The sequence below is a fragment of the Lentzea sp. NPDC036955 genome, assembly GCF_055608005.1.
In genome coordinates this window covers 691293-715854 of sequence record NZ_JBVJRC010000003.1, presented here as the reverse complement: position 1 = coordinate 715854, position 24562 = coordinate 691293, and the positions used below count along the sequence as shown (strand labels likewise).

Here is a 24562-nt window from a genome sequence, read left to right as displayed (position 1 = left end):
GGACCACGACGCCCTGTCAACCCTCATCGGAGCCGCGGCTGGCGGGTGTGAGATTGCCCGTACCGAGCTGACGGAGGCCCTTGTGCCGGACGACCCCCAGTGGCCGACCGACGACGACGACACCACCCCGGAGTCGCCGGCCACCACCGTTCCGTCGCAGGTCACCGCACCTTCACCCGAGCGCCCGACGCTCGCGCTCCCGGTGGCACCGGTGCTCACGGCACCGTCCACTCCGGAGCCTCCGTCGTCCTCCCCGCTGCCCTCCGCGGGCTCTGCCCCTGTCGAGGCGTCTCCTGCTGGTTCCGACCCGGTTGACGGGCCTGCGACCTCAGCGAACGGCGGTTCAGCGGAACCATCGGGTGAAAATCCGAGTGGTGATGCTCACGACGGGATTGGTCTGAACGGTCGCGAACCGGCTTCGACCTCGTCTTCCACGCCTGCCGACGCTGCTGCGGACGCCGTTCCCGAGCAGAACACCACCGCGCTCCCGGTCCCCGTCGCGGAGGAGGAGCCCTCCACTCCGGAGCCGGACTCCCCGGAACCCCCGGAAGCCTCGGAACCCGAACCGCCCGTCGAGGCCGAGCCCGACACCGCCGCCGACCCGGACGCCGAGCCCGATCCCGCCTCGCAGGCCCCCACGACCCCGGAGCCGGAACCCGCTGCGCAGCCGGCCGCACCTGAGTCCGCCGAGCCAGAGGCCGCTCCCGCCGTTGACGCCGAGCCCCCGGCACTGCCCGACGGCGCGACGATCCAGGTCCCGCTCCCCACCCCGGACGGCGCGACGGTCCAGGTCCCCCTCCCCGTCATCCCGCCCGTACCCGCACCCGCCGACCCACCGCGCGCAACCCCGGTGCGCGTCACCCCGTCCAAGGACGGCGACGGCGCACCCCGCGTCGAACCCGCGCCCACGGTCGAACCGCCCAGCGACCAGACCCGCGTGGTCCCCAAGCCGACCACCGCGGAACCGGAGCAGGACGAGCAGCTGTCCCGCTCCGGCCAGTTGGAGCTCGGCCCCCCGCCCCCGGCTGAGCCCTCGCCCGCCGAGTCCCCGCGCACCGAGCAGACCCGTCCGGAACAGCCCCGCACCGAGCAGCTGCGGTCGGAACCGGCGCGTCCGGAGCAGTCGCGTCAGGACCAGAACCAGCCGGATCAGCGCCGCCAAGACCAGCAACAGGGACAGGCACGGCCGGGCCAGGCCCGTCCTCAAGGCCGTCCGGACCAGGGCCGACCCGGTCAAGCCCGCCCAGGCCAGCCCCACGTCGGCAACCCCGCACCCGGCAACCCCGCACCTGGCCAATCCGCACCCGGCCAGCCGCGCGGAGGCCAGTTCGGCCAGGGCCAGGGACGCCCTGACCAGCACCGGCCAGGTCAGCAGCCCCGCCCCGGCCAGTACCGCCCTGACCAGCGACCGGGCCAGCGCACCCCCGACCAGCCGTGGCCCTCCGCTCTGCGCCAAGAGCCTCTGCGCCAGGAGCACCAGCGTCAGGAGCCGCAGCACCAGGACCCGCCCACCCGGCAGAACCTGCGTCCGGTCAACCAGCGCCAACACCCGGCGCCACCCCAGCAGCGCCACGACGCCGCCCACCCGGCGACCGTCCGCCTGGCCCCGGTGAAGCCGGCCGAACCGCGAGAAGAAGAGCCCGAAGCCCTCCCCGGCTACGACGAGGAACCCGAAGACCGCCTCAACGACACCAAGAACACCAAGAACACCCAGGACGACCAGCCGAAGAAGAGCCGCAAGCCCCTGGCCGTCGTCCTGGCCCTGGTGGTCGTGGCGGCCCTGGCCGGCGCCACCGTCTACGCGGTCAACGAGCTCGGCGGCACCGAGGCGGTCGAGACGAAGCCGCCGGCCGCGCCGGCCAACGTCCAGCCACTGGTCAAGCCCATCAGCGCGCAGGGACCGGCACCGACTCCGCAGGGGATCAGGCAGGCACTGGCCGGTCCGGCGGCCAGTGGTGCGCTCAGCCCGCTGACGGGCAGCGTCGTCGACCCCTCCACGGGCACCGTCCTGTGGCAGCAGGGGGACACGACCCCGGCGACGCCCGCGTCGAGCCTCAAGGTGCTGACCGCGGCGGCCGCGTTGCTGGAGCTGGACCGGACCGCCCAGCTCAGCACCAAGGTGGTGCAAGGGTCGGAGCCGGGCACGGTGGTCGTGGTCGGCGGGGGTGACCCGACGATCTCGGCGACGCCGGGCAGCAGCGTGTACCCCGGTGCGGCGTCGTTGGACGACCTGGTCAACCAGGTCAAGGCCAAGGGGCCGGTCACCAAGGTCCTCTACGACCTCGGGCGGTACGCGGGCGAGCCGATGGGGCCGCAGTGGGAGACCGCCGACATCGCGGGCGGGTCGGTCACGCCGATCGTGCCGTTCATGGTCGACGGTGGGCGGCTGGACCCGAAGAAGGTCGACGGGGCCCGCACGCCGACGCCCGCTCAGCAGGCGGCGGACGCGTTCGCGGCCAGGCTCGGGGTCACGGCGGCGGCGGGTGCGGCACCTCCGGGGGCGCAGACCGTCGCCGAGGTGAAGTCGGCGCCGGTGGAGCAGCTCGTCGACAACATGATGCAGATCTCCGACAACGTGCTCACCGAGGCCGTCGCCAGGGAGCTCGCGATCAGGACGGGCAACGAGCCGTCGTTCGCGGGTGGGGTGAAGGCGGTCAGGGACGTGCTCACCAAGCACGGGTTCGACCTCACCGGGGCGAACTTCGTGGACGGCAGCGGGTTGTCGGCGACGAACAAGATCCCGGCGAAGCTGCTGACCGACGTCCTCACGGCGGCCGCGAAGCCCACCATGGACGACAAGACCGCGAAGCTGCGGCCGTTGCTCACGGCGCTGCCGGTGGCCGGTGGCAGCGGCACGCTGGCCGGGCGGTACGACGGGGCCGCCGCGCGCGGCAAGGGCTGGGTGCGGGCCAAGACGGGCACGTTGACGGCCGTCAACGCGCTGGCCGGTGTGGTGGTCGACGTGGACGGGCGGGTGCTGGTGTTCGCGTTCATGTCCGGCAACCCGGGCAATCCGGACACCGAGGTGCGGCCGGCGCTGGACGTGCTGGCGGCGGCGTTGCGAGGCTGTGGCTGTTCGTAGCGGGGCGTGCGCAGGTAGCGTCGGCGGGGTGAACGGCGCGACGGAGGCAGAGCTCGGCCCGGTGGACTGGGAGCTGGCGGTGGCGACCGCGACCCGGCTGGTGCGGCCCGGTCCGGTGGTCGGCAGAGACGAGGCCGAGCACGTCGTCGGCCGGTTGCGCGAGCTGGCACCGCAGGCCGAGGTGCACGTCCGGGAGCTGACCGGGCTCGGTCAGGGGCTGCCGTTGCTGCCGGGTGAGGTCGTGGACCGGCCCGCCTGGGTCAAGGCGGCCGCGCAGGGCCTGGAGGCGCTCACGGCTCCGGCGATGCCGCGGCAGACGGGTGCGATGGCGGCGGTCCTCGCGGGCACCGCGGGCGTGCAGGCCGGTGTGGTGCTGTCGTTCCTCAGTTCGCGGGTGCTGGGCCAGTACGACCCGTTCAGCCCGAGCGACCAGCTGGCCGGGCGGCTGCTGCTGGTGGCGCCGAACATCGTTGGCGCGCAACAGGCGCTGGACGTCCCGGCGGACGACTTCCGGATGTGGGTCTGCCTGCACGAGTGCACGCACCGGCTGCAGTTCACCGGGGTGCCGTGGCTGCGCAGGTACTTCGCGGAACAGGTCACGACACTGTTGTCTACAATGGACGAGGACAGGGCCCCGCTGCCGGAGGTCATCCGCGACTTCCGCACGAAGCTGCGCGCGGGCGACGGTCCGATCGGGCTGATCGAGCTCGTCCAGTCACCGCAGCAGAAAGCGGTGCTGGACCGGCTGATCGCACTGTCCACTTTGCTCGAAGGCCACGCCGACCACGTGATGGACGCCGTGGGCGAGGCGGTCGTGCCGTCGGTGTCGACGATCCGCAGCCGCTTCACCGTGCGGCGCAAGGGCGGCGGCCTGCTCGACCGGGTCCTGCGCACGCTGCTCGGCGTCGAGGCGAAGGTGCGGCAGTACGCGGAGGGCGCGGCGTTCACCGAGTACGTCGTCGAACGCGTCGGCATGGACGGCTTCAACGCCGTCTGGACCAGCGCCGACACCCTCCCGACCCGCGCGGAGATCGCCGAGCCGATGACCTGGCTGCGCCGCGTCTCCCCGTGAGCGCGGCCTCGTGAACGGCCCGGTCTCCGAGGTCAGGGCCGCGGTCCGGCGGTTCCTCGACGAGGTGCGCCCGGACGGCGTGACCGTCGCCGTCTCCGGCGGCGCCGACTCGCTCGCACTGGCCGCCGCGACCGCGCGGCTGGTCCCCGGCGCGCGGGCCGTGGTCGTCGACCACCGGCTCCAGCCCGGCTCGGACGAGGTCGCGGCACGCGCGGCGGGCATCTGCGCCGACCTGGGGCTGACGGCACGCGTGGCGCCCGTCGACGTCACGGGTCCCGGCGGTCCCGAGGCGGCCGCGCGCAGGGCCCGGTACGCCGCCCTCAAGCCGGAGAACGGCGTCGTGCTGCTCGGCCACACGCTGGACGACCAGGCGGAGACGGTCCTGCTGGGCCTCGGCCGCGGCTCCGGTCCACGCTCGATCGCCGGCATGCGCGCCTATGACCCGCCATGGGGCCGACCGCTGCTGAACGTCTCCCGCGCGACGACGCGTGCCGCGTGTGTGGAGCAGGGCATCGAAGTGTGGGACGACCCACACAACAACGATCCGTCGTTCACCCGTGTGCGCCTGCGTGCGGAAGTGCTGCCACTGCTCGAAGACGTGCTGCAAGGCGGTGTCGCGGGGTCGTTGGCGCGCACTGCGGCGCAGCTCAGGGAGGACTGCGACGCCCTCGACGAGCTGGCGGAGGCGTTCGCGGGCGACTGCTGCGCCGTGGCCGACGTCGCGGAGCTGCCGGCGGCACTGCGACGCAGAGTGCTCAGGTCGTGGCTCCTCGACGAAGGCGTGCCGGAACTGTCCGATTCGCACCTGCGCCGGGTGGACGCACTGGTGAGTGAATGGCGTGGTCAGGGCGGTGTCTGGCTACCCGGCGGCTTTGTCGCGCGCCGTGCGCATGGCAGGCTCCAGGTGGAACCGGAGTCTTAACCAGAGGAGACCTCTCCGTGTACGACGGCGACATCGCATCCGTGCTCATCACCGAGCAGGAGATCAGCGACAAGGTCACCGAACTCGCCAAGCAGGTCGCTGACGATCACCCAGAAGGTGACTCCGACCTCGTGCTGATCACCGTTCTCAAGGGAGCGGTGATGTTCATGGCGGACCTTGCCCGCGCGCTGCCCGTCCCGGTGCAGCTGGAGTTCATGGCCGTGAGCTCCTACGGCTCGTCCACCTCGTCGTCCGGCGTGGTGCGCATCCTCAAGGACCTCGACCGCGACATCGCCGACCGCAACGTCGTGATCGTCGAGGACATCATCGACTCCGGTCTCACGCTGTCGTGGCTGCTCAAGAACCTCCAGTCGCGCCGCCCGCGCTCGCTCGAGGTGTGCACGCTGCTGCGCAAGCCCGACGCGGTCAAGGTCGAGGTGCCGGTGAAGTACGTCGGTTTCGACATCCCCAACGAGTTCGTCGTCGGCTACGGCCTCGACTACGCGGAGCGCTACCGCGACCTGCCCTACATCGGCACGCTGGACCCGAAGGTCTACTCCAGCTGAGCCGCAACGCACGCGGGGAGCCTTCGTACTCCAGAAGAGTACGAAAGCTCCCCGCGTGCGTTCAGCGGCTCAGCAGTTCGGGCGGCAGCGGCGCTGGGAGACGGCGTCCAGCAGCACGCCGCGGATGTCCTCGGGGTTGGGTGCCTGGTACGCCTTGCCGCCGGTCGCGGCCGCGATGGCCCGCAGCGCGTCCATGTCGGCCTCCTGGCCGAGCCCGACCATGATGATCGGCACCGGGCGCGCGGGGTCCGACTCGCGCTTCAGGGTCTCGATGAGCGAGGCCGTGCTGATGGACGAGATGTCGTCGTTGCGGCCGTCGGTCATCAGGACCACGGAGTTGACCTTCGACGGGTCGTAGCCCGCCAGCACGTGGCGGAACGCGGCGAGGGTGGTGTCGTTCAACGCCGTGCCGCCGCCGACCAGGCCGTTCAGCTGCGAGGCCCCGGCCTCCAGGCGCTTGCGGCGGGCGACGCCCTGCAGCGGTTCGCCGAGCGGGCCGACGGGGACCAGCTCGATCCAGTCCTGCGGCGGCTTCTTGTCCGTCGAGAACGCCCACAGGCCGATCTGCGTGGTGTCGGGCAGCATCGACAGCGCCGTCATCGACGCCTCGGTCGCCGCCTCCACGCGGGTCTTGCCGTTGGGACCCTTCTCGATCATCGAGCCGGACACGTCGACCACGGTCAGCATGCGCATGTCGAGGCTGATGGCGCCCCACGTGCGCAGCAGCTCGGAGACCTGGTCGGCGCCCGGCGTCTCGATCAGCTTCACGTCACCGGCCTGCACGCCCTCGACCTGGGTCGACCACTTCGCCGGCGCGGCACCGGAGGTGGTGCGGAAGCCGGCCTCGCCGAAGCGCTTGACCGTCTCCGCGGAGCGCAGCACCCGCTCGAACTCGGCGGCGGCCTCGCCGGTGCCGTCCTGCTCGTTCTGCCGCGACACGCGCACCAGCGGGTAGTCGAACGACAGCGTGCCCTCCCGGGGCGGTGCGCCCAGGACGGCGTTCTTCTTCACGGTGCGGTTGTTCGCGACGACCGACTGCTCGGTCGCGGCGAACAGCGGTGCCTTCTCGGCGTCGGTGGTGACCTTGCCGAACGCGTCGCGCACCGACGGGATGGCGGTGCGGCCCACCCTCAGCAGGGTGCTGACCAGCTCCGGCTTCGGCGTGCCGTCGGCGTTGCCGAGCAGGGTGCGGATGACGAAGAGGGTCGCGAGGCCCTCCGACGTCATCGTGGGGTCGCTCATCGAGACGGTGACCTTCGGGTCGATCACCTTGGTCCAGGAGACCGGGGAGATCGGGTAGCCGATCTTGCCCATCGTCGTCTCCGAACCGGCCACCACCAGCGGAGAGGACGCCAGCGAGGGCTTGATGTCTAGCTTCGGGGCCTCGGGACCGGTCTCGGCCGACTGGCGCTGGGCCTCGGCCGCCCACATCGAGGAGTCGGGAATCCACAGGGAGTGCGGGTTGATCTGCGCGGTCGGCAGCTCGTGCGCCACGTCGGCCGCGTTGCGCGACTCGACCTGGACCTGCACGCACCGGCCGTTCACGACCGGCTGGGACCGCTGGTAGTCCTGTGCGGCCGCGTTCACCACGTCGAGGGCCGCGGGCGTGACGGCGATCTTGAGCGGCAGGGCGCCCGCGCAGTCGGGGCCGCTGGTCACGCGCAGTGCCACGACCGTGACGCCGGCCGCCGCGATCACACCGAGCAGGGCGCCCACGGGGAGGGCGACCCTCCGGAACAACCCGGGGGACGTATGGCGAGCTGACATACGGTTACTTACCTTCGGTCACGTGTTCACTCTTTCGAGTGGCGGGGGAACACTCGGGGGATGCATGAGGATGACATGTGACCCCCAAACGTAATGAGATGGCGTGACCTGCGTCACTCGTCTGGTCGGCCGCACTTGTTCCGGGTGAACCAAACAGCGTGAACATGCGTGGCAGCGGTCACGCGCGGGAACCCAGCGGCGGGCAAGACCGTTGGTTGTCCAGTACCCGACCAGCGGGCGGTAGGCTGGTCGGACGCGGTATGTGGGTCTTCCACTGCCCGACGCGCAAGTCAGGGAGGGTCGAGGCCGCCCGCCGGCCGTAAGTGCATGGACCGCAAGCGCCTGCTTCGCAACCCGCTGCTGTGGATCGCTGCGGTGTTGCTGCTCTACTTCGTCTTCACCGTGCTCTTCGACGACTCACGGGGCTACCACCAGGTCAAGACGTCTCAGGCACTGCAACAGGTGCGTGAGGGCAACGTCAAGGAAGCCACGATCGAGGACAAGGAGCAGCGTCTCCGGCTGACCCTCAAGGACGGCTCGACGTTCGAGAACAGCAACCGCCTGATCACGCAGTTCCCGGCGAGCTCGACGGACGAGATCTTCACCATCCTCGACCAGGCCGGCAACAAGCCCGTGGTGGAGACCAAGGTCAGCCAGGAGTCCATCCTGATGCAGATCTTGATCTACCTGGTGCCACTGGGTCTGCTGCTGCTCCTCCTGATGTGGATGATGAACAACGCCCAGGGCGGCGGGAACCGCGTCCTGAACTTCGGCAAGTCCAAGGCCAAGCAGCTCTCCAAGGACATGCCGAAGACGACGTTCGCGGACGTCGCCGGCGCCCAGGAGGCCGTCGAGGAGCTCGAGGAGATCAAGGACTTCCTCCAGAACCCCGGCCGCTACCAGGCGCTGGGCGCCAAGATCCCCAAGGGCGTGCTGCTCTACGGCCCGCCGGGAACCGGCAAGACGCTGCTCGCACGGGCCGTCGCCGGTGAGGCGGGCGTCCCGTTCTACTCGATCTCCGGTTCGGACTTCGTCGAGATGTTCGTCGGTGTCGGTGCCTCGCGTGTGCGCGACCTGTTCGAGCAGGCCAAGCAGAACGCGCCGTGCATCATCTTCGTCGACGAGATCGACGCGGTGGGCCGCCACCGCGGTGCCGGTCTCGGCGGCGGGCACGACGAGCGCGAGCAGACCCTCAACCAGCTGCTCGTCGAGATGGACGGCTTCGACTCGCGCGGCGGGATCATCCTGATCGCGGCGACGAACCGCCCCGACATCCTCGACCCCGCCCTGCTGCGCCCCGGTCGCTTCGACCGCCAGATCCCGGTCTCCGCGCCGGACCTGAAGGGCCGCAAGCAGATCCTGCGGGTCCACTCCAAGGGCAAGCCGCTCGCCGACGACGCCGACCTCGACGGGCTCGCGAAGCGCACCGTCGGGTTCTCCGGCGCCGACCTGGCGAACGTGATCAACGAGGCGGCACTGCTCACCGCGCGCCAGAACGGCACCACCATCACCGGTGCCGCGCTGGAGGAGTCCGTCGACCGCGTGATCGGCGGTCCGGCCCGCAAGAGCCGGATCATCTCCGAGAAGGAGAAGAAGATCACCGCGTACCACGAGGCCGGGCACGCCCTGGCCGCGTGGGCCATGCCGGACATCGACCCGGTCTACAAGGTCACGATTCTCGCCCGCGGCCGCACGGGTGGCCACACCCTCTCGGTGCCGGAAGAGGACAAGGACCTGATGACCAGGTCCGAGATGATCGCGCGGCTGGTGTTCGCGCTGGGTGGCCGCTCCGCGGAGGAGCTCGTCTTCCACGAGCCCACGACGGGTGCGTCCAACGACATCGAGCAGGCGACGAAGATCGCCCGCGCGATGGTCACCGAGTACGGCATGAGCGCGAAGCTCGGCGCCGTGAAGTACGGGCAGGAGCAGGGCGAGCCGTTCCTCGGGCGCTCGGCCGGCCGCCAGGCGGACTACTCGCTGGAGGTCGCGCACGAGATCGACGAGGAGGTGCGCAAGCTCATCGAGGCCGCGCACACCGAGGCGTACGAGGTGCTCAACACCTACCGCGACGTCCTCGACGACCTCACGCTCGAACTGATCGACAAGGAGACCCTGCACCAGAAGGACCTGGAGCGGATCTTCGCCCGCGTCGAGAAGCGGCCGCGCATCACCCAGTTCAACGACTTCGGTGACCGCACGCCGTCCGACATCCCGCCGGTCAAGACCCCCGGCGAGCTCGCCAAGGAACGCGGCGAGCCGTGGCCGCCGGTCGTCGAGGACGTCATCGAGGAGGAGCTGCAGCAGGAGGAGCCCGCCGCTGCGGCGCCGACCGAGGAACTGCCCTCGCCGAACGGTGCCAACGGTGCGAACGGCGTGCACCAGCCGGGTCAGCCGGCCGGGTCGGGCCCGCCGCACTACGGCGCCCCGCCCGGGTGGACACCGGCGACCGTCCCCGGCCAGCCGCACAACGTCTGGGAGCCGCGCAAGCCGCAGCCAGACCAGGACGAGCGGCAGTGACCGAGCACCACCGGCTCGACGCAGACGCCGGCCTCACCCACGACGGGGAGGCCGGCGTCTCCGCGCGGCGGGCCTTCGACCAGGCCCGTGCCGAGGCCGCGGTGCGTGAGCTGCTGATCGCGTGCGGTGAGGACCCGGAGCGCGAAGGCCTCCGCGAGACCCCCGCTCGGGTGGCGCGTGCCTACCGGGAGTTGTTCGCCGGGCTCTACACCGACGCGGACAGCGTGCTCGCGAAGACGTTCGACGAGAGCCACGAGGAGCTCGTCCTCGTCACGGACATCCCGATGTTCAGCTTCTGCGAGCACCACCTGCTGCCGTTCCACGGCGTCGCGCACGTCGGGTACATCCCGAACGAGCACGGCCGCGTGACCGGGCTGTCGAAGCTCGCCCGGCTCGTCGACCTCTACTCGAAGCGCCCGCAGGTGCAGGAGCGGCTGACCTCGCAGGTCGCGGACGCGTTGGTGCGCAAGCTCGAACCGCGCGGCGTGATCGTGGTCGTCGAGGCCGAGCACCTGTGCATGGGCATGCGCGGCGTGCGCAAGCCCGGCTCGCGCACGACGACGTCGGCGGTGCGCGGGCTGCTGCGCACGTCGGCCTCGACCCGCGCGGAGGCGATCGAGCTGATCAGGGGCCGGTTGCGGTGAGCGGTCTGCCCCGCCCGGACCGGTGCGTCGTGATGGGCGTCCTCAACGTCACGCCCGACTCGTTCTCCGACGGCGGCCGCTACCTCGACCGCTCGGACGCGGTGAAGCACGGGGTCGCGCTGCACCAGCGCGGCGCCGACCTCGTCGACGTCGGCGGCGAGTCGACCCGGCCGGGCGCCGCGCGCGTCGAGCCGGCCGAGGAGATCGCCCGTGTGGTGCCGGTGATCCGGTCGCTCGTCGCGGAGGGCGTGCCGGTCAGCGTGGACACGATGTGGGCCTCCGTCGCCTCGGCGGCGCTGAAGGCGGGCGCCTCGATCGTCAACGACGTCTCCGGCGGCCTCGCCGACCCGGAGATGGTCGAGGTCGTCGCCGACGCTGGAGTGCCGTACGTGCTGATGCACTGGCGTGGGCACAGCACGGAGATGGACTCGTTGGCGCGCTACGACGACGTGGTCACCGACGTGCGCTCGGAACTGCTTGAGCGCGTGGAGGCGGCGTTGGCGGCGGGTGTCGCCGAGTCGTCGATCGTGCTCGACCCCGGTCTCGGGTTCGCGAAGCTCGGCGACCACAACTGGGAGCTGCTGCACCGCCTCGACGAGCTGGTGGACCTGGGGTTCCCGGTGCTGGTGGGCGCGTCGCGCAAGCGGTTCCTCGGCACGTTGCTGGACAACCGCCCGCCGGACGGCAGGGAGGACGCGACCGCGGCGGTGTCCGCGCTGGCCGCGTTCAACGGGGCGTGGGGAGTGCGGGTGCACGACGTCGACCGGACGCTGGACGCGGTCGCCGTCGCCGGAGCGTGGAGGCGGGGACATGGCTGACCGGATCGCGTTGACGGGCCTGCGGGTTCGCGGCAACCACGGCGTCTTCGAGCACGAGAAGCGCGAGGGCCAGGAGTTCGTCGTCGACATCACGCTGTGGCTCGACCTCAGCACGGCGTCGAGGACCGACGACCTCAAGGAGACCTACCACTACGGCGAGCTCGCCGAGATGGCCGCGGCGATCGTCGGCGGCGAGCCGCACGACCTCATCGAGACGGTCGCCGGCAAGATCGCCGACGCCGCGATGACCGACACCCGGCTGCACGCGGTCGAGGTGACGGTGCACAAGCCGTCCGCGCCGATCCCGCTGACCTTCGACGACGTGTCGGTGACGATCCGCCGCTCGCGCCGGCTCGCCGCGCCGCTCAAGAAAGACGCGCAATGACCCGCGCGGTCCTGTCGATCGGCTCGAACCTGGGTGACCGGTTCGCGTTCCTCAGGTCGGTGGTGGACGGCCTGCGCGAGCACGTCGTCGCGGTGTCGCCGGTGTACGAGACGGCCGCGTGGGGCGTGGAGGACCAGCCGGACTTCCTCAACGCCGTCGTGGTCGTCGAGGCGGACGACGTCGACGAGTGGGGCTGGCTGCGCCGCGGCCAGGCGCTGGAGAACGCCGCAGGGCGCGTGCGGGAGCAGCGCTGGGGACCGCGCACGCTCGACGTGGACGTGGTCACGGTGGACGGCGTGACCTCCGGCCACCCGGACCTCCTCCTGCCGCACCCCGGCGCGTTCGAACGCGCCACGGTCCTCGTGCCGTGGCTCGACGTCGAACCCGGCGCGGTGCTGCCGGGGCACGGACCCGTTGCGGCGCTGGAGTTCTCGACCGAGGGCGTGCGCCGCCGCGACGACCTGGTGCTGACTTCCGGTTGGATGGACGCGTGAGGTTCACCCGTCCCCGCGACCTGGCGACCGTCGTGGTCATCGCCGGTCTGCTGGCGCACCTGTTCCTGCGACTCGCCTACGACACCCTGCCGCCGCTGCCGCGCGCGGCCGGGTCGACGTTGCTCGCGCTCGCCGCCGTCGAGGTGTGGTTCGCGTTCTCGCTGCGGGCCCGGATCGAACGCCGCCAGGGCGCGCGCCCGGTCCAGCCGCTCACCGCCGCCCGCGCGGTCGCGCTGGCGAAGGCGTCCTCGGTCCTCGGCGCGTTGATGTTCGGCGTCTGGACCGCCTTGCTGATCTACGTGATCCCCGTCCAAGACTCGTTCGCCGCTGCCGGGAATGACCTGTTCGCGGCGGTTGTCGGGATGGTCAGCGCGGCCGCTCTGACCGCTGCGGCGCTGTGGCTGGAGCACTGCTGCAAGACGCCGACGGAGGGTTCCGGGAAGGATTAGACACCGGTGCGCAGGTCTCAGTCGGATAACTAGGCGGTACCGTAGTGCGCATGACCGGACGCGGCGCGTCGATCGACGACGAGCAAGAAGATCACGGTCGTGGCTCCGGGCGGTTGCTGTTGGTCGCAGCGCTGGCGCTCGCCCTCGTGGCCGCGGCGGTGCTCGTCCTGAGCGACAGCGCCCGGATGCTGCGCCTCGCCGTGGTGGCCGCGCTGTGGGCCGCACTGGTCGGTGCGTTCCTCGCGGCCAAGTACCGCAAGCAGGTCAGCGAGCGCGACGACGAGGTGGCCGACCTCCAGAGCGTGTACGAGCTGGAGCTCGAACGCGAGGTGGCCGCCCGCCGCGAGTACGAGCTGGAGATCGAGGCCGAGACCCGCAAGCGGATCGAGGAGGAGTCGCGCGCCGACATCGAGGCGCTGCGCGCGGACCTCAGGGCGTTGCGGGAGAACCTCGAAGGTCTGCTGGGCGGTGGTGACGTCCTGGTCGAGCGCGTGGCGTTGCGCGCGGAGTCGACCCGCCTGCGCGCGCTGGCCGGTGACGGTTCCCGGCTGAGCTCCGGTTCGGAGAAGCGGATCATCAACGCGATCAACGCCGCCAAGCCCGCGGTGACCGCGTCGGCGGAGAAGCCGTCGGAGCGCACCGAGCTGATCGAACGCGTGGCGCACGACGCCAAGGTGCAGCCGCCGCGCCGCGAACCCGCCCGCCCGGAGCCGGCCAGACCGGAGCCCACCCGCACCTCGCCGCGCCCGCAGCCGGCCGCCGCCCGCCGCGAGCCGGCCAAGGCCGTGAAGCAGGAAGCCGCCCGCTCGGCCCCGCAACGCGCCGGCAGCGCCGCCGCCGCGGTGTCGGCCCGGCTCGGCGCCCAGCAGCAGCCCCCCAAGCCGACCGCGCAGCCGGTCCAGCGCACCGAACGGGTGCCGCGCCCCCAGCCGCAGCCGGCCCAGGCGCAGGCGCAGCGCACGGAAGCGTTGCAGCGCCCGGAGAAGCCGCCGGTGAAGAAGACCCCCGCCGCGGAGCCGCGCACCCCGGAGGCACCGCGGTCGCGGGTCGCCGAGCGCACCGAGATCGTCGACCCGAAGTCGCTGACCGGCCGCCGCCGCGCTGACGAACGCGCACCCGAGCAGGACAGCGGCTCGTGGGAGACGCTGCAGCCGGACGAGCCGCCGAGCGGCAAGCGCCGAGCGGCGTCCGCTTCCGCTTCCGCCTCTGCTTCCGAGGAGTCCTCCGCGTCGCTCCCACCGGCACGTGGTCAGTCCAGCCGCCGCACGGCCTCCGAGGACTCGTTCGTGTCGCTGCCGCCGGTGACCCGGCGCGGACCGGAGGAGCCGGCCACCCGCACGCCGGCGCCGACGGGTCGTCGTGCCGCCGAGGAGTCGTCCGCGCGGCTGCCCGCGGTGGCCACGGGCCGTCGTGCTGCGTCCGAGGAGTCGTCGGCCAGCCTGCCCGCGGTCTCCGGTGGCCGCAGGGCCGCGCCGGAGGACCCGTCGGGAGCGCACGCCGACGGCAAGTCGGTCAGCGAGCTGCTGGCGTCACTCGGCGGCGGGGACGCCCCGCGCCGCCGCCGTCGCCGCGACGACTAGGCAGGTCGCCGGAACCGCCGTGCCAGGGCCGTCTACTTGTCGATGTCCCCGACGATCACGGCGAACGAGCTCAGCACGGCCGGCAGGTCGTCGACCGACGTGCCCGGCAGCAGCGCGGACAGCGCCTGGACGTTGTTGAACGACGGAGTGCGCAGCTTGAGCCGCCACGGTGTCTTCTCGCCGCGGGACGACAGGTGCACGCCGGACGTGCCCAGCGGCGCCTCGACGCGGGTGTAGACCGAACCCTCCGGTGCCTTGATCGCCTTGGGCAGCCGCAGGTTCACCGGTCCGGCCGGCAGTGCGTCCAGGCAGGACCGCGCCAGCCGCAGGGAGAGCCGCACCTCGTCGAGCAGGCACCGCACGCGCGCAGCGGCGTCGCCCTCGGTGCGCACCACCGGCGTGACCGCCAGCGAGCGGTACGCGGGCAGCGGGTCGTCGCGGCGCAGGTCGAGGTCGACCCCGCTGGCCCGGCCGATCGGCCCGGTCACGCCGTACTGCAGCGCGTCGGCGAGCGGCAGGACGCCGAGTCCCTCCAGCGGGGAGAGGTCGACCTCCAGTTCTTCCACTGTGGACAGGAAGTCGGCCACCCTGCCGGTCCAGCCGGCCGGCACGTCCTCGCGCAGGCCGCCGATCCGGTTGAACATGAAGTGGATGCGACCGCCCGACGCCTCCTCCATCAACGCCTGCACGCCCTCGCGGTACGCGGCAGCAGCCGGGCACAACGGCGTCAGGAACACCATGTGCGCCATCAGCCTGTTGAGCTCGCACAACAACACGCGCAGCCATTGGGCTCGTGCGGGGACGTCCATTCCAGTCATCCGCTCCACGGCCAGCGCGACCGCGAGCTCGTTGCAGAACGCCGACAGCCAGTCGTGCCGGTTCGCGAGCGTGAGGACCTGGCGGTAGTCGCGGACCTCGAACAGCTTCTCGGCGCCGCGGTGCAGGTGGCCGACGAGCGGGGTCGCGGCGGTGATCACCAGGTCCGGCGTGACCGTGAGCCGCAACCGGTAGGCGCCGTGGGCGGACGGGTGCAGTGGGCCCAGGTCGATCACGCGGTCCATGCCCAGGTACTGCGCGCCCGCGCCGACGCCGACGGTGATCTGCTCGCTCACACCGGCAATGGTTTCACGACCGCGTGACCGCGAAGAGGAAGCACCCGTGCGACAGGCTGCGCACCTGCACCGCCTCGACCGAGGGAGTGTTCAGCAGCCCCTCCACCGCGCTGTCGAACCCGCCCGGCTCGACCAGGACGCCGTCCTCGATCTGCCCGGCCGCGTTGTACGCCCGCAGCACCCGGGAGTTGTTCAACAACCCGGCGGGCAGCCGGTCCGGCGCAGCGCCGCCGGGGCAGTCGACGTGCGTGAAGACCGGCCCGACCTCCTCGTACGGGCCCTTGCCCGCGGCGGGGGAGTAGCGGAACAGCCAGACCGGCTCGTCCGGCGCCGACTTGCGCAGGCAGCACCGCAGCGGAACGCCGGGTTCGGAGGCGCGGTACTCGCGGCCGGGGTCGGACAGGGCAGCTGCTGGGGCGACGGTGTGGATTCGCATTCCCGCAACGATCGTCGTCAGACGTCGGCGGTGCTGGCGGGTATCGGACGCCAGGGCGGCAGTTCCGGCAGCAGGTCCGCCACCGCGACACCGCGGCCGTGCAGCAGCCACCCGAACGCGCCCAGCCCCGCCGGGTCGCGCAGCTCCGCGATCCGGCCCGCCCGCGCCGCCGACTCCAGCCACTCCCAGCCCGACCCGGTGACCTCACCGGTCAGCCCCAGCGCGGTGAGCGCGTCCCGTTGCGACACCAGCACCCGGTCACCGCCGGCCGCCTCCGCGCACGCGTCGAGCGCCACGTGCGCGGTGATGTCGCAGGAGCCGTCGAACACGGGTGGCACCTGCCGACCGGCGCGGTAACCCGTCAGCGTGAACCGGCGGGACGACACCAGGTGCCCGTAGTCGACCGCCAGCGCCGCACCGCGCACCCGCGAGACCGCCGCGGCCCAGGCGGCGTCGCGGGGCGCCCCGACCTCCGCCTGCTCACCGTCGGCCAACGGCCACCACCGCGCGATCCACGGGTCGTCGCTCGGCCCGGTCACCACGGGGCACGGGATCGCGTCCAGCCACTCGTGCCCGACCAGCAACCCGGTGCACGACGGCACCTCCGCCGTCCACCGCACCCCCGGCAGCTCCACCGGCGGACCGAGCTCGACCGCCGTCACCCGCAGCCGCGCGGCCAGCGACCCGGCCGCCAGCCGCCGGACGGCGAACGCGAGCTCGCCGCCGCCCGCGCCGACGTCCACGAAGTCCACGACCGGGGGAAATCCGAGCGCCGCGTCCACGCGTGCGAGCAGCACCAGCAGCGCCTCCGCCAGCTCCGGCCCGACCAGCACAGACGTGCGGAAGTGCGCGGACGGCTTCTCACCGCGGGCGAAGAAGCCATCGGGGCCGTACAGCGCGGCGTGCCAAGCGGCTTCCGGATCGAACACCGGACAAGTGTGCATCTAAGGTCATTTCTCGTGAACGACGCCGACCTCTCGCCGACGCCGGGCCGCAAGCGCATCGAACAGCGCCGCTGGACCGTCCTGTTCCCCGTCGTCGGGCTGATCGCCCTGGCCGCGGCGGGTCTCGTGCTGTTCGCGCTCGGGTCGACGAGCATCGGGCTGGAGCCGATCCTCGTCGGTGCCGCCGCCGCGCTGATCCCGGTCGCGTTCGTGGTCAGCGCGTTCCTGTGGATCGACCGGTGGGAGCCGGAACCGGCGAAGATGCTGCTCTTCGCGTTCTTCTGGGGCGCGTGCGGCGCGACGATCAGCTCGCTGGTGTTCAACCAGACCTCGCGCGTGGTCGGCGACATCCTCACCCACGGCGGAGGCGGCGACTTCACGCTGCTCATCGGCGCGCCGGTGGTGGAGGAGGCGACCAAGGCGGCCTTCCTGATCGCCGTCTACCTGCGGCGCAGGCACGAGTTCGACGGCGTCGTCGACGGCATGGTCTACGCGGGCATCACTGCGGCGGGCTTCGCGTTCACCGAGAACATCTGGTACTTCGGCCGGATCTTCGCCCAGCAGGGCTTCGGCGACCTGGAGGGCGGTGTGGTCGCGCTGTTCCTGCTGCGCGGCGTGCTCTCGCCGTTCGCGCACCCGCTGTTCACGTCGATGACCGGCATCGGCGTCGGCATCGCGGCGAGCTCCAGCAGGGCCGCGACCCGCGTCGTCGCGCCGATCGCCGGGTACCTGGCCGCGGTCGGCCTGCACGCGGGCTGGAACGCGATGACCAAGGTCGAGACCGGGTCGGCGTTCATCAACCTGTACTTCCTGGTCATGGTGCCGCTGTTCGCGGGCGCGGTCGCGATCGTCGTGTGGCAGCGCCGCCGGGAGCAGCGGATCGTGGCGGGCCAGCTCGCGGCGATGGCGCAGAACCGGTGGATCGCGAACAGCGAGGTCGCGTTGCTGGCGAGCCTCAACGGCCGCAGGAACTGGCTGCGGGCGGTCAAGCGCAAGTCCGGTGACGCCGCGGCCAGGTCCGTGCGGAACTACCAGGTGGCCGTCACGGAGCTGGCGTTCCTGCGGCACCGCATCGAGCAGGGCACCGCCGGACAGAGCGCCGAGAGCCGGCACGGCGTGCTGCTCGACACGCTGCACGCGGCCAGGTCCGCCGCCCGCGGGTGAGTCCGGTCACCGCCCGGCCACGCGCCGGGACGTGCGGGATTACCCTCGGCGGCGTCGTCTGGTACCCGAACCGGGACTGGAACGTCAGAAGGAGTTAGTCGCATGGACGCGACCCCTCGTCCGGCCAGGCTCGCCGTCGGCGTCATCTCGGCCGGCCGGGTCGGCTCGGTGCTGGGCGCCGCGCTGGCCAGGACCGGTCACGTGGTCGTCGGCGCGGCCGCCGTCTCCCGGGCCTCCCTCGCCCGCGCGGAGGAGCTGCTGCCCGGCGTCGCCATCGCCGACCCCACCGAGGTCGCCCAGCGCGCCGACCTGGTGCTGCTGGCCGTCCCGGACGACGAGCTGGCCGGCCTGGTGCGCGGACTGGTCGCCACGGGCTCGTTGCGCGCGGGGCAGATCGTCGTGCACACCAGCGGTGCCCAGGGCGTGGCCGTGCTCGAACCCGCCGCCGAGCTGGGCGCGCTGACGCTCGCGCTGCACCCCGTCATGACCTTCACCGGCCGGTCGGAGGACCTCCAGCGGATGAGCTCGGCGTGCGTCGGCGTGACCGCCGCGGACGGCGACGAGGTGGCGTGGAGCGTCGGCGAGGCGCTGGTCGTGGAGATGGACGCCGAACCGGTGCGCGTGCCGGAGGCCGTCCGCCCGCTCTACCACGCCGCGCTGGCCCACGGCGCGAACCACCTGATCACGCTGGTCCGCGACGCCGCGGACCTGCTCACCAACGCGGGCGTCGCCAACGCCGAGCGCCTGCTCGGGCCGTTGCTGTCGGCCGCGCTCGACAACTCGCTGCGCCACGGCGACCGGGCCCTCACCGGTCCGGTCGCCCGCGGCGACACGGGTACCTTGCGCAAGCACCTCACCGTGCTGGCCGAGCAGGCACCCGACACCCTGCCCAGCTACCGCGTGCTCGCCCGGCGCACCGCCGAGCGGGCCGAACGCTCCGGGCTGCTCAAGCCCGACGCGGCCGACGACGTTCGCACCACTCTCGAGGACTGACGTGACCAAGCCCCTGACCAAGGACGACTTCCGCCCCGACGACGTCACGGTGCACCGCGACCCCGCACGGCTGAACCGGGTCGTGCGCGCGCTGCGCAACGCCGGACGCAACGTGGCACTGGTGCCCACCATGGGCGCCTTGCACGCCGGGCACCGGCAGCTGATCCGCGAGGCCCAGGTCATGCAGAACACGGTGGTCGTGGTGTCGATCTTCGTGAACCCGCTGCAGTTCGGCGCGAACGAGGACCTCGACAAGTACCCGCGGCAGTTCGAGTCCGACGTGGACATCTGCCGCGCGGAGCGGGTCGGGCTGGTCTTCGCGCCGTCCGTCGAGGACATGTACCCAGAAGGTGCCCAGGTCACCGTGCACCCCGGTCCGCTCGGCGACGAGCTGGAAGGCGCCGTGCGGCCCGGCCACTTCGCGGGCGTGCTCACGGTCGTCGGGAAGCTGTTCAACATCGTGCAGCCCACGTACGCGGTGTTCGGGCAGAAGGACTACCAGCAGCTCCAGCTGATCCACAAGATGGCGCGCGACCTGAACTTCCCGCTCGACGTCGTCGGCGTGCCGACGGTGCGCGAGCACGACGGTCTCGCCCTGTCGTCGCGCAACGCCTACCTGAGCCCCGAGCAGCGCCAGCACGCCGTGACGCTGTCGGCCGCCCTGACCGCGGGCGCGCACGTGTCGGCGCAGGGCGCGGACGCCGTGCTCAAGGCCGCGCACGACGTGCTGGCGCAGGTGCCGGAGGTCGAGCTCGACTACCTGGAGCTGCGCGGGGCCGACCTCGGTCCCGCGCCGGAGAACGGCGACGCGCGGCTGCTCGTGGCGGCCCGCGTCGGCACCACCCGCCTGATCGACAACATCGCGGTGTTGCTCGGCGAAGGCGACGAGTAGGGGGATGGCCATGTTCCGCACGATGCTGAAGTCCAAGATCCACCGCGCCACGGTGACGCAGGCCGACCTGCACTACGTGGGTTCGGTGACGGTCGACGAGGACCTGATGGAGGCCGCCGACCTGCTCGCCGGCGAACAGGTCGCGATCGTCGACGTCACCAACGGCGCGCGCCTGGAGACCTACGTCATCCCCGGTGAGCGCGGCACGGGCGTGCTGGGCATCAACGGTGCCGCCGCGCACCTGGTGCACCCCGGTGACATCGTCATCCTCATCGCCTACGGGCAGATGGACGACGCCGAGTCCCGCACCTACAAGCCGCGCGTCGTGTTCGTGGACGCGGACAACAAGGTCGTGGACCTCGGCACCGACCCGGCGCACGCCCCCGAGGGCTCCGGACTGGTGAACGGCTCCACGAGCGCCCCGTCATCTGAGACCGTTGAGGCGACCGCGCTGGACGCGTTGATCCAGGCCGAGAACCTGAAGCAGGAGATCTCCTAGTGCTGCTCGCCATCGACGTCGGCAACACCAACATCGTGCTCGGTCTCTACGACGGCGTGGGCGACTCCGCGCCGCTCGTGCGCGACTGGCGGATGCGCACCGACGCCCGCATGACCGCCGACGAGCTCGCGCTGACCATGCGCGGCCTGCTCGGCGAGTACGCCGACAAGATCACCGGCATCTCCGCGCTGTCCACCGTGCCCGCGGTGCTGCGCGAGCTGCGGGTGATGCTCGGCCGCTACTACGACACCGTGCCGAAGGTGCTGGTGGAGCCGGGCGTGAAGACCGGCGTGCCGCTGCTCGTGGACAACCCGAAGGAGGTCGGCTCCGACCGCGTGATCAACACGCTGGCCGCGCACCACCTCTACGCGACCTCGTGCGTCGTGGTCGACTTCGGCACGTCCACGAACCTCGACGTGATCTCCTCGCGCGGCGAGTTCCTGGGCGGCGCGCTGGCGCCCGGCATCGAGATCTCCGTCGACGCCCTCGCCGCGCGCGCGGCCCAGCTCCGCAAGGTGGAGCTGGTCCGCCCGCGCAACGTCATCGGCAAGAACACCGTGGAGTGCCTGCAGTCCGGCATCGTCTACGGGTTCGTCGGCCAGGTCGACGGACTGGTGCGGCTGATCACCCAGGAGCTCCAGCAGACCGACCCCGGCCCGGTCACGGTGATCGCGACCGGTGGCCTGGCCCCGCTGGTCGTGGCGGAGTCCTCGACGATCGCGCACCACGTGCCCGACCTGACCCTGCTGGGGCTGCGCCTGGTGTTCGAGCGCAACCTCGTCAGCCGCTGACGACCATCCGTGTCACGTCCGTGAGCATGGGGACGTCGAACGGCCCGTTCGACGTCTCCGGCCGCGAACGCAGGAACGCGAGCATCTTCTCGTTGACCGCTTCGCGTTCCTCGGCGCTGACGACCAGCATCCGCGAATGGGTGTTCACGGTGGCGATGAGCGCCTCCGGTGAGTCCCGGTGCTGCGCGTGCTGGAACACCTGCCGCTCAGGCGTGCCGAACAACGGGTGGGCCAGGAGGCCCGTGGGGTCCTGCCGGTTCATCTCGATGCTGTTCGCCGACACCCGCTCGAACTCCGCCACCCACTCGACCGACGTGTCCGGCTCGTTCCACATCGCCGCCACCACACCGCCGGGCCGCAGCACGCGGGCGATCTCCGGCATCGCCTTCGCGTGGTCGAACCAGTGGAACGCGGTCCCGACCAGCACCGCGTCGACCGTCTGGTCCGGCACCGGGATGTGCTCGGCATGGCCGGGCAACGCGCGCACGTCGTGCACCCGGCGCACGAGTTCCGACAGCATCTGCTCGTTGGGCTCGACCGCGGTGACGCAGTGGCCCTCCGCGACCAGTCCCGCGGTGAGCTTGCCGGTGCCGGCGGCCAGGTCCAGGACGTCCAGGCGCCTGTCCTGTGCCAGCGGCTCCAGAGCCCACCGGATCGCCGCCAAGGGGTAGTCCGGCCGGTGTTCGGCGTAGGCCTCCGCCTGCGCGCCGAACGAGTCAGCTCGCCTCGCGTGTAGATCCATCCGTCCAACTTAGTGACCGGCCCGGTGTCCGAAATGGTCCGGTCGGGTTCCCCGCGTCACGCCATCCCGCCGCACGCCGCCCTCTCGCGCTCCTCGCTGGTCACGCGGGAGTCCCGCGTTCCCCTCACAGGCACGCGGGAGTCCTGCGTTCCCCTTTCCGGTCACGCGGCGGCCCTGCGTACCCTCAGAGCGCACGAAAGCTCCCCGCGTGCACTTCTCAGGTTCCGGGATGCGGAAAGCGCGGCTCAGCGAGCAGAGACGTGGGGGTGAGGCCTCTGCGGTTGCATTCCCCGTGGGGGCAGAGCTCGCGCGTCGGTTCCTCGTCGATCTCGGGATCGGTGGCGAGCTGGTGCAACGGGTATCCGGTTCGCCCTGACCTCCCGCCCTTCCGTACCCTTCTCGGCGTGAGTGAGCAGCCGAAGCAAAACCCCGTGACCAGCGAAGAAGACCTGCCCGAGCAGATGCGCGTGCGCCGGGAGAAGCGTGCGCGGCTGCTCGCTTCCGGCAAGGAGCCGTATCCGGTCGAAGTCGGGCGCACGCACACGTTGCGCGAGATTCGCGAGACGCACCCGGAACTGGAGCCCGACACGCAGACCGGTCAGGTCGTCGGTGTGACCGGCCGGGTGATGTTCCTGCGCAACACCGGAAAGCTGTGCTTCGCCACCCTGAGGGAAGGTGACGGCACCGAACTGCAGGCGATGCTGAGCCTCGCCGGTGTGGGTGAAGAAGCGCTTTCCGAGTGGAAGAGCGACGTCGACCTCGGCGACCACGTTTTCGTGCACGGCGAGGTCATCAGCTCGCGCCGCGGTGAGCTTTCCGTGATGGCCGACGCGTGGCAGCTGACGTCGAAGTCGTTGCGCCCGCTCCCGGTCGCGCACAAGGAACTCGGCGAGGAAACCCGCATTCGCCAGCGTTACGTCGACCTGATCCTGCGGCCCCTCGCGCGTGACACCGTTCGGACCCGCGCGAACGTCGTCCGTTCCTTGCGGGAGTCGTTCCACCGGCGCGGTTTCCTCGAAGTCGAGACGCCGATGTTGCAGACGCTGCAGGGCGGTGCGTCGGCGCGTCCGTTCATCACGCACTCGAACGCGCTCGACATCGACCTGTTCCTGCGCATCGCGCCGGAGCTGTACTTGAAGCGCTGCGTGGTCGGCGGGATCGAGAAGGTCTTCGAGATCAACCGCAACTTCCGCAACGAGGGTGTCGACTCGTCTCATTCGCCCGAGTTCTCGATGCTGGAGTACTACGAGGCTTACGCGACCTACGACACGAACGCCGTGCTGACCCGCGAGCTGATCCAGGAAGCCGCGGAAGCGGTGACGGGCTCGCAGATTGTCACCCTCGCCGACGGCACGGAGTACGACCTGTCAGGCGAATGGCGGACGATCAGCATCTACGAGTCGTTGTCCGAAGCCGTCGGTGAGGAAATCACCCCCGAGACGCCGGCCGAGGTGCTCCGCAAGCTTTGTGACCGCCACGAGCTGGAGGTCAACCCGAAGTTCGGGCACGGCAAGCTGGTCGAGGAGCTGTGGGAGCACCTGGTGTGCGACTCGCTCTACCTGCCCACGTTCGTGCGCGACTACCCGGTGGAGACGTCGCCGCTGACCAGGCAGCACCGCACCAAGCCGGGTGTCGCCGAAAAGTGGGACCTCTACGTCCGCGGATTCGAACTCGGCACCGGTTACTCCGAACTGGTGGACCCGGTGATCGAGCGGGAACGCCTCGAAGCGCAGGCCCGCCTTGCCGCGGCCGGCGACAACGAGGCCATGCCGGTCGACGAAGACTTTCTGCGATCACTGGAGTACGGAATGCCACCGAGTGGTGGTGTCGGAATGGGGATCGATCGGCTGCTGATGGCACTGACCGGGCTGGGTATCCGAGAGACCATCTTGTTCCCGCTCGTTCGCCCTGAATGAGTAACTTTTCGCGAGTCGATAGGTGCAATGCGGCACCTGTGCGCTAACCTGCGTCCGCAGGGCATTAGTTGGCGTGCGGGTGACCGCGCATTCGGGGTCCAGGAGGATACGCATGGCGCAGAAGGTCACGGTGACCCTCGTCGACGACCTGGACGGCTCCACTGCGGAGGAGACCGTCGAGTTCGGGCTGGACGGTGTCAGCTACACGATCGACCTTTCCTCGGGCAATGCGGGCAAACTGCGGGACGCCTTGTCCGACTACGTGGCGGGTGCCCGCCGCGCGGGTGGTCGCAAGCGCACCGGCACTGGACCTGGCCGTCCGGCGAGCGTGAAGGCGCGTCCGGCATCGGCTGACCGCGAGCAGAACCAGGCCATTCGCGAGTGGGCCCGCAAGCAGGGCATGAAGGTGTCGGACCGGGGTCGCATCCCGGCCGAGGTGCTCGACGCCTACCACCAGCAGGGCTGAAATTCGGTAAAGCACGAAGGGGTTCCGGGGCGCATTCCCGGAACCCCTTCGTGCTATTTGAGTGACCACTCAACTACTTCCGGGGGACACTGGGGTGACCCGTCCGGGAACCGGTGCTGTCCAAACGACTTTCTCGGTTCACGTTCGGATGAGCCGAGAACGTTTCCGTGGAATATTCTTCCTCGATCGTCCGACGGCCGTTGTTCCGCTGTTCTCGCCTGGGTGTTCTGCGGGGCGTGCGTCCGCGTGACGAGGGCAACGGGACTGCGCGGCCGACCGCCTGGTCGGTTCGGTTAGGCTTACCTCTCCTT

23 protein-coding genes are annotated in these 24562 nt (G+C 71.2%); 18 read left to right on the top strand and 5 right to left on the bottom strand.

The features are described 5' to 3' along the window. Positions 1-82 precede the first annotated feature (82 nt). The 4 genes from dacB to hpt are packed head-to-tail and all read left to right on the top strand — an operon-like array spanning position 83 to position 5642. A complete protein-coding gene (gene dacB / locus ACZ7CF_RS12655; protein ID WP_470369610.1) occupies positions 83-3082 on the top strand; it encodes a D-alanyl-D-alanine carboxypeptidase/D-alanyl-D-alanine endopeptidase in 3000 nt (999 codons plus the stop codon). A gap of 28 nt (positions 3083-3110) precedes the next feature. Continuing rightward, positions 3111-4154 carry a zinc-dependent metalloprotease gene (locus ACZ7CF_RS12650; RefSeq protein ID WP_458429643.1) on the top strand — a complete coding sequence of 348 codons (1044 nt, stop codon included), beginning with the start codon at positions 3111-3113 and terminating at the stop codon, positions 4152-4154. A gap of 10 nt (positions 4155-4164) precedes the next feature. Then, the gene (gene tilS / locus ACZ7CF_RS12645) at positions 4165-5076 is read left to right on the top strand and encodes a tRNA lysidine(34) synthetase TilS (protein WP_360385198.1); all 912 of its coding nucleotides are present in this window, start codon (positions 4165-4167) and stop codon (positions 5074-5076) included. Between the two features lie 17 nt (positions 5077-5093). Further along, a complete protein-coding gene (gene hpt, locus ACZ7CF_RS12640) occupies positions 5094-5642 on the top strand; it encodes a hypoxanthine phosphoribosyltransferase (RefSeq protein ID WP_030472607.1) in 549 nt (182 codons plus the stop codon). Between the two features lie 69 nt (positions 5643-5711). Here the strand turns inward: hpt and ACZ7CF_RS12635 are convergent, their stop codons facing one another. After that, positions 5712-7358, bottom strand: coding sequence for a substrate-binding domain-containing protein (locus ACZ7CF_RS12635; protein ID WP_360385200.1), 1647 nt, complete (start codon positions 7356-7358; stop codon positions 5712-5714). Between the two features lie 378 nt (positions 7359-7736). Between ACZ7CF_RS12635 and ftsH the strand changes: the two genes are divergently transcribed. From ftsH to ACZ7CF_RS12600, 7 genes are read left to right on the top strand one after another with little or no spacing between them, the layout of a single operon-like run. Next, positions 7737-9926 carry an ATP-dependent zinc metalloprotease FtsH gene (gene ftsH, locus ACZ7CF_RS12630; RefSeq protein WP_360385202.1) on the top strand — a complete coding sequence of 730 codons (2190 nt, stop codon included), beginning with the start codon at positions 7737-7739 and terminating at the stop codon, positions 9924-9926. Further along, positions 9923-10570 carry a GTP cyclohydrolase I FolE gene (gene folE / locus ACZ7CF_RS12625; protein ID WP_360385204.1) on the top strand — a complete coding sequence of 216 codons (648 nt, stop codon included), beginning with the start codon at positions 9923-9925 and terminating at the stop codon, positions 10568-10570. Before ftsH ends, folE begins: the two co-directional genes overlap by 4 nt. Positions 10571-10602: 32 nt before the next feature. Further along, positions 10603-11388 carry a dihydropteroate synthase gene (folP, locus tag ACZ7CF_RS12620; protein ID WP_470369682.1) on the top strand — a complete coding sequence of 262 codons (786 nt, stop codon included), beginning with the start codon at positions 10603-10605 and terminating at the stop codon, positions 11386-11388. After that, the gene (gene folB, locus ACZ7CF_RS12615; RefSeq protein WP_360385208.1) at positions 11381-11773 is read left to right on the top strand and encodes a dihydroneopterin aldolase; all 393 of its coding nucleotides are present in this window, start codon (positions 11381-11383) and stop codon (positions 11771-11773) included. Before folP ends, folB begins: the two co-directional genes overlap by 8 nt. Beyond that, a complete protein-coding gene (gene folK / locus ACZ7CF_RS12610; protein ID WP_360385210.1) occupies positions 11770-12267 on the top strand; it encodes a 2-amino-4-hydroxy-6-hydroxymethyldihydropteridine diphosphokinase in 498 nt (165 codons plus the stop codon). Before folB ends, folK begins: the two co-directional genes overlap by 4 nt. Continuing rightward, positions 12264-12716, top strand: coding sequence for a DUF3180 domain-containing protein (locus ACZ7CF_RS12605; RefSeq protein ID WP_470369609.1), 453 nt, complete (start codon positions 12264-12266; stop codon positions 12714-12716). Before folK ends, ACZ7CF_RS12605 begins: the two co-directional genes overlap by 4 nt. 50 nt (positions 12717-12766) lie before the next feature. Further along, entirely contained in the window at positions 12767-14296 is a 1530-nt protein-coding gene (locus ACZ7CF_RS12600) for a DUF6779 domain-containing protein (RefSeq protein WP_470369608.1), read from the top strand. A gap of 32 nt (positions 14297-14328) precedes the next feature. Here ACZ7CF_RS12600 and ACZ7CF_RS12595 read toward each other — a convergent pair whose 3' ends face one another. Genes ACZ7CF_RS12595 through ACZ7CF_RS12585 form a run of 3 tightly spaced genes read right to left on the bottom strand, consistent with a single transcriptional unit; the run spans position 14329 to position 16773 of the window. After that, on the bottom strand, positions 14329-15408 hold the full coding sequence (locus tag ACZ7CF_RS12595) for an NADH-quinone oxidoreductase subunit D (RefSeq protein WP_470369607.1): 1080 nt from the start codon (positions 15406-15408) through the stop codon (positions 14329-14331). A 13-nt stretch (positions 15409-15421) separates the two neighbouring features. Beyond that, positions 15422-15844 (bottom strand): DUF1203 domain-containing protein, encoded by a 423-nt coding sequence (locus tag ACZ7CF_RS12590; RefSeq protein WP_360385218.1) that lies wholly within the window; start codon positions 15842-15844, stop codon positions 15422-15424. Positions 15845-15861: 17 nt separating this feature from the next. Continuing rightward, a complete protein-coding gene (locus ACZ7CF_RS12585) occupies positions 15862-16773 on the bottom strand; it encodes an SAM-dependent methyltransferase (protein WP_470369606.1) in 912 nt (303 codons plus the stop codon). A 30-nt stretch (positions 16774-16803) separates the two neighbouring features. Between ACZ7CF_RS12585 and ACZ7CF_RS12580 the strand changes: the two genes are divergently transcribed. The 5 genes from ACZ7CF_RS12580 (at position 16804) to ACZ7CF_RS12560 (ending at position 21127) form a co-directional block, all read left to right on the top strand. Then, positions 16804-17952, top strand: coding sequence for a PrsW family intramembrane metalloprotease (locus ACZ7CF_RS12580; protein WP_360385222.1), 1149 nt, complete (start codon positions 16804-16806; stop codon positions 17950-17952). Between the two features lie 102 nt (positions 17953-18054). Further along, positions 18055-18945: a Rossmann-like and DUF2520 domain-containing protein gene (locus ACZ7CF_RS12575; RefSeq protein WP_360385224.1), complete on the top strand. Its 891-nt coding sequence runs from the start codon at positions 18055-18057 to the stop codon at positions 18943-18945. Position 18946: 1 nt separating this feature from the next. Further along, positions 18947-19837: a pantoate--beta-alanine ligase gene (gene panC / locus ACZ7CF_RS12570; RefSeq protein ID WP_458429633.1), complete on the top strand. Its 891-nt coding sequence runs from the start codon at positions 18947-18949 to the stop codon at positions 19835-19837. A gap of 10 nt (positions 19838-19847) precedes the next feature. Beyond that, positions 19848-20336, top strand: coding sequence for an aspartate 1-decarboxylase (gene panD / locus ACZ7CF_RS12565; RefSeq protein WP_360386602.1), 489 nt, complete (start codon positions 19848-19850; stop codon positions 20334-20336). After that, positions 20336-21127 carry a type III pantothenate kinase gene (locus tag ACZ7CF_RS12560; protein WP_360385228.1) on the top strand — a complete coding sequence of 264 codons (792 nt, stop codon included), beginning with the start codon at positions 20336-20338 and terminating at the stop codon, positions 21125-21127. The genes panD and ACZ7CF_RS12560 overlap by 1 nt, the downstream gene beginning before the upstream one ends. Here ACZ7CF_RS12560 and ACZ7CF_RS12555 read toward each other — a convergent pair. Continuing rightward, positions 21117-21869 carry a class I SAM-dependent methyltransferase gene (locus ACZ7CF_RS12555; protein WP_458429632.1) on the bottom strand — a complete coding sequence of 251 codons (753 nt, stop codon included), beginning with the start codon at positions 21867-21869 and terminating at the stop codon, positions 21117-21119. The two genes, ACZ7CF_RS12560 and ACZ7CF_RS12555, sit on opposite strands and share 11 nt — an antisense overlap. A 461-nt stretch (positions 21870-22330) precedes the next feature. Between ACZ7CF_RS12555 and lysS the strand changes: the two genes are divergently transcribed. Beyond that, a complete protein-coding gene (gene lysS / locus ACZ7CF_RS12550) occupies positions 22331-23785 on the top strand; it encodes a lysine--tRNA ligase (protein ID WP_360386605.1) in 1455 nt (484 codons plus the stop codon). 112 nt (positions 23786-23897) lie between these two features. Beyond that, positions 23898-24251 carry a histone-like nucleoid-structuring protein Lsr2 gene (locus tag ACZ7CF_RS12545; RefSeq protein ID WP_360385232.1) on the top strand — a complete coding sequence of 118 codons (354 nt, stop codon included), beginning with the start codon at positions 23898-23900 and terminating at the stop codon, positions 24249-24251. Positions 24252-24562 lie beyond the last annotated feature (311 nt).

Excerpts from the sequence above, each read along its gene's own strand:
- ftsH (WP_360385202.1), top strand. The coding sequence starts at position 7,737 with ATGGACCGCAAGCGCCTGCTTCGCAACCCGCTGCTGTGGATCGCTGCG.
- folP (WP_470369682.1), top strand. The coding sequence starts at position 10,603 with ATGGGCGTCCTCAACGTCACGCCCGACTCGTTCTCCGACGGCGGCCGC.
- folB (WP_360385208.1), top strand. The coding sequence starts at position 11,381 with ATGGCTGACCGGATCGCGTTGACGGGCCTGCGGGTTCGCGGCAACCAC.
- folK (WP_360385210.1), top strand. The coding sequence starts at position 11,770 with ATGACCCGCGCGGTCCTGTCGATCGGCTCGAACCTGGGTGACCGGTTC.
- ACZ7CF_RS12600 (WP_470369608.1), top strand. The coding sequence starts at position 12,767 with ATGACCGGACGCGGCGCGTCGATCGACGACGAGCAAGAAGATCACGGT.
- ACZ7CF_RS12590 (WP_360385218.1), bottom strand. The coding sequence starts at position 15,844 with ATGCGAATCCACACCGTCGCCCCAGCAGCTGCCCTGTCCGACCCCGGC.
- ACZ7CF_RS12575 (WP_360385224.1), top strand. The coding sequence starts at position 18,055 with ATGGACGCGACCCCTCGTCCGGCCAGGCTCGCCGTCGGCGTCATCTCG.
- panD (WP_360386602.1), top strand. The coding sequence starts at position 19,848 with ATGTTCCGCACGATGCTGAAGTCCAAGATCCACCGCGCCACGGTGACG.
- ACZ7CF_RS12555 (WP_458429632.1), bottom strand. The coding sequence starts at position 21,869 with ATGGATCTACACGCGAGGCGAGCTGACTCGTTCGGCGCGCAGGCGGAG.
- lysS (WP_360386605.1), top strand. The coding sequence starts at position 22,331 with ATGCGCGTGCGCCGGGAGAAGCGTGCGCGGCTGCTCGCTTCCGGCAAG.
- ACZ7CF_RS12545 (WP_360385232.1), top strand. The coding sequence starts at position 23,898 with ATGGCGCAGAAGGTCACGGTGACCCTCGTCGACGACCTGGACGGCTCC.